This window comes from Dietzia sp. B44 (assembly GCF_014145245.1).
GTDB lineage: Bacteria > Actinomycetota > Actinomycetes > Mycobacteriales > Mycobacteriaceae > Dietzia > Dietzia natronolimnaea.
Genome location: NZ_JAALEF010000392.1, coordinates 1 through 3,591 on the forward strand (window position 1 = coordinate 1; position 3,591 = coordinate 3,591).

The following is a 3,591-nucleotide window of genomic DNA, read 5'->3' on the forward strand; positions in this document are numbered from 1 at the left end:
GGGAGCTCGCCGCCCACCGCGCCCGCAGGGACGCCGCGGAGGCCCTGTGGCCCGGCTCCCCTCCCGCGCCTGTCGGCTATCTGACGGCCCCCGACACCCCGAGCTCGCCCGTGCTCCTGGCCATCCGGCTGGAGTCGGACTGCTGCGTGGCGTGGCGGACGGAGATCGCGGCGGCGCGGTCGACGGAGATCCGGAGGTTCTGCCTCGACGCCCTCACGGCCGCCTCGATCCAACTGGAGCGCTGGCGGACGCTGGTGCCGGGTGCGCCGTTCGAGGCGCTGCCCGGGTTCCCTCCCCCGTCCTGACGGACTAGCGCCCGGCCCCGATGAGCCGGAGGATCTCGTCCGCGGCTCCGTCCACCGGCACCTGGGTGATCTCCCCGGTGGCGCGCTCGCGCAGCTCCACCGTCCCCTCCGACCATCCCCGACCCACGACGACGACCCACGGGACGCCGATCAACTCGGCGTCCTTGAACTTCACCCCCGGCGAGGCCTTGCGATCGTCGAAGAGCACCTCGAGGCGGGCCCGGTCGAGAGCCTCGACGAGCGTCGCGGCTCCGCTGGTCGCCGCCTCGTCCTTGTTGGCTATCACCACGTGGACGTCGGCCGGAGCCGCGGCCGCCGGCCACACCAGGCCCTTCTCGTCGGCGTACTGCTCGGCCAGCACCGCGACGAGCCGGGACACCCCGATGCCGTAGGACCCCATCGTCACCCGGGCGGGCTTGCCGTTCTCGCCGAGGACGTCGAACCCGAAGGCGTCGGTGTACTTCCGGCCGAGCTGGAAGATGTGACCGATCTCGATCCCTCGCGCGAGGGTGAGTGTGCCGTGGCCGTCGGGGGCCTCGTCGCCCTCCCTGACCTCGGCGGCCTCGATCGTGCCGTCGGGGGTGAAGTCGCGGCCACAGACCAGGCCCACGACGTGTCTGCCCGGCTCGTCGGCCCCGGTGATCCAGGCGGTCCCGTCGACCACCCTCGGGTCCACCAGGTACCGGACCCCGCCCGCGAGCAGGGCCCCGGGACCGATGTACCCCTTGACGAGGAACGGGTTGGCCGTGAAGTCGTCCTCGCCCAGCACGGCCACCTCGGCGGGCTCGAGCGCCGCCTCGACGCGCTTCATGTCGACCTCGCGGTCCCCGGGCAGCCCCACGCCCAGCAGCTCCCAGTCCTTCCCGGGCTCACGGACCTTGAACAACACGTTCTTGAGAGTGTCCGCCGCCGTGACCCGTCGCCCGAGGCCCGCTCCGTTGGCCCACTCGACCAGGGTCTCGATCGTCGGCGTCCCGGGGGTGTCGTGGACCACGGGCTCGGGGAGTCCCTCGAGCGGACGGGCGGGCGGTACCGGGGTCACCACGGCCTCGACGTTGGCCGCGTACTCCCCGTCCGTCGACCGGACGAAGGTGTCCTCCCCCGCCGCGGAGATCGCGAGGAACTCCTCGGACGCCGATCCGCCCATCGCTCCCGAGGTGGCGGCGCAGATCACGTACTCGATGCCCAGGCGGTCGAAGATGCGCTGGTAGGTCTCCCGGTGCACCTGGTACGAGCGTGCGAGACCGGCGTCGTCGAGGTCGAAGGAGTAGGAGTCCTTCATGGTGAACTCGCGGCCCCGGAGGATCCCGGCACGGGGCCGCTCCTCGTCCCGGTACTTGGACTGGATCTGGTACAGGGTGACGGGCAGGTCCTTGTACGAGGAGTACTCGCCCTGCACCGTGAGTGTGAACAGCTCCTCGTGGGTGGGGCCGAGGAGCATGTCGTTGCCCTTGCGGTCCTTGAGACGGAACAACGCAGATCCGTACTCGGTCCACCGGCCCGTCGTCTCGTAGGGCTCGCGGGGCAGGAGCGCGGGCAGGCTGATCTCCTGGGCGCCGGAGGCGTTCATCTCCTCTCGCACCACCTGCTCGATCCGCCGGAGGGTGCGCAGGCCGAGCGGCAGCCACGAGTACACGCCGGGCGCGACGCGCCGGACGTAGCCGGCACGGACCAGCAGTTTGTGGCTCAGGACCTCGGCATCGGCCGGGTCGTCGCGGAGCGTACGCAGGAAGAGGTGGGACAGACGCGTGATCACGGTGGTCAAGCGTAGCCGCCCGGGGACCCGCCACCGGAGCGACGGTAGCCTCAGCCGGGTGCGCATCCTCCTCTCGCCCTCCGAGACCAAGTCCGTCGGCGGGTCGGGTGGCCCCCTCGATCTGGCCGCGCTGTCCCTTCCCGCGCTCTCCGACACCCGGGAGACGGTGGCCGGGGCGCTGGTCTCGATGTGTGTCGACGACCCGGAGGGTGCGCGACGCGCGCTGGGCCTGAGCGACGCGCTCGCCGACGAGGTGACGCACGACGCACGCCTGTGGACCTCCCCCACCGCCCCGGCACTGAGCCGGTACACCGGAGTGCTCTACGACGCGTTGGACCAGGCCTCCTTCACCCGGGCCACCCGGGCGCGCGCCGAATCGCGGCTGTGGATCGGGTCGGCGCTCTTCGGACTGATCGCCGCCGACGACCCCATCCCCCACTACCGACTCTCCGCGGGGACGCGACTGCCCGGACTCGGAACGCTCCGCGCGGTGTGGAAACCCTCGCTCACCGACGCCACCTCGGGCTGGGCCGACGACCTCGTGGTCGACCTCCGCTCGGGCGGCTACCACCAGTTGGGGCCGGTCCCGGGGGCCGTCACCGTCGACGTCGTCACGGAGTACCCGGACGGCACCCGCAAGGTGGTGTCCCACTTCTCCAAGCACCACAAGGGGCTGCTCGCCAGGACGCTGGCGACCTCACGGGCGGAGATGGCGGACGTCCAGGCGCTCCTGCGGGTGGCCCGCCGGGCGGGGCACACCCTCGAACACAGCTCGCCCTCCACCCTGACGATGGTGACCGGCCCCTGAGGGGGACGCGGGCCCCTGTGGTCAGGACCCGGGCCCCCGAGGACAGGACCCGGGGCCCCGAGTAGAGGACCCGGGACCGCGAGGGCGGGATTCAGGCCCGGGTCAGCACCTGCGGGAGTCCGGCGACCTCGCCGACAACCACTATCGCCGGCGGCCGGACCCCGCGGTCGGTGAGCGTGGTGGCCATGGTGCCGACCGTGCACCGGTGGGTGACCTGACCGTCGAGGCTGCCGTCCACGATGATCGCGGCGGGGGTGTCCGGCGATCGGCCACCGGCCATGAGCGAGTCGGCGATGGCCGGGGAGTTCTTGACGCCCATCAGCACGACCAGCGTCCCCCGCATCCGGGCCAGGGCCTCCCAGTCGACCAGGGAGCCCGGGTGCCCCGGCGGGAGGTGACCCGAGACGATGGTGACCTCGTGGGTCATGCCGCGGTTGCTCACGGGGATCCCCGCGAGCGCGGGAACGCTGAGCGCGCTGGACACCCCGGGGACGACGGTGCAGGGGATCCCGGCCTCGGCGCAGGCGTGGGCCTCCTCGTATCCCCGCCCGTAGAGGAACGGGTCGCCGCCCTTGAGTCGGACGACGAACTTGCCCTCCCTCGCGCGGTCCACGAGGACCCGGTTGATGGCGTCCTGGGCCATCGAGCGCCCGTACGGGATCTTGGCCGCGTCGACGATCTCGACGTCCGAACGCAGCTCCCCCAGCGGCCGCTGCGGGGCG

4 protein-coding genes are annotated in these 3,591 nt (G+C 72.3%); 2 read left to right on the top strand and 2 right to left on the bottom strand.

The annotated features are described in order from the left end of the window. Positions 1-305: DUF4439 domain-containing protein (locus G6017_RS12625; protein WP_182617659.1), on the top strand; the 305-nt coding region annotated here is incomplete at its 5' end. Between the two features lie 4 nt (positions 306-309). On the opposite strand, the gene G6017_RS12630 is transcribed toward G6017_RS12625, so the two are convergent. After that, a complete protein-coding gene (locus tag G6017_RS12630) occupies positions 310-2,061 on the bottom strand; it encodes a proline--tRNA ligase (RefSeq protein ID WP_182617661.1) in 1,752 nt (583 codons plus the stop codon). Between the two features lie 58 nt (positions 2,062-2,119). Between G6017_RS12630 and G6017_RS12635 the strand changes: the two genes are divergently transcribed. Further along, positions 2,120-2,869, top strand: a complete 750-nt coding sequence (locus tag G6017_RS12635; protein WP_182617663.1) for a YaaA family protein — start codon at positions 2,120-2,122, stop codon at positions 2,867-2,869. Positions 2,870-2,960: 91 nt separating this feature from the next. On the opposite strand, the gene cobA is transcribed toward G6017_RS12635, so the two are convergent. Then, the coding region (gene cobA, locus G6017_RS12640) for a uroporphyrinogen-III C-methyltransferase (RefSeq protein WP_182617665.1) at positions 2,961-3,591 on the bottom strand (631 nt) is incomplete at its 5' end.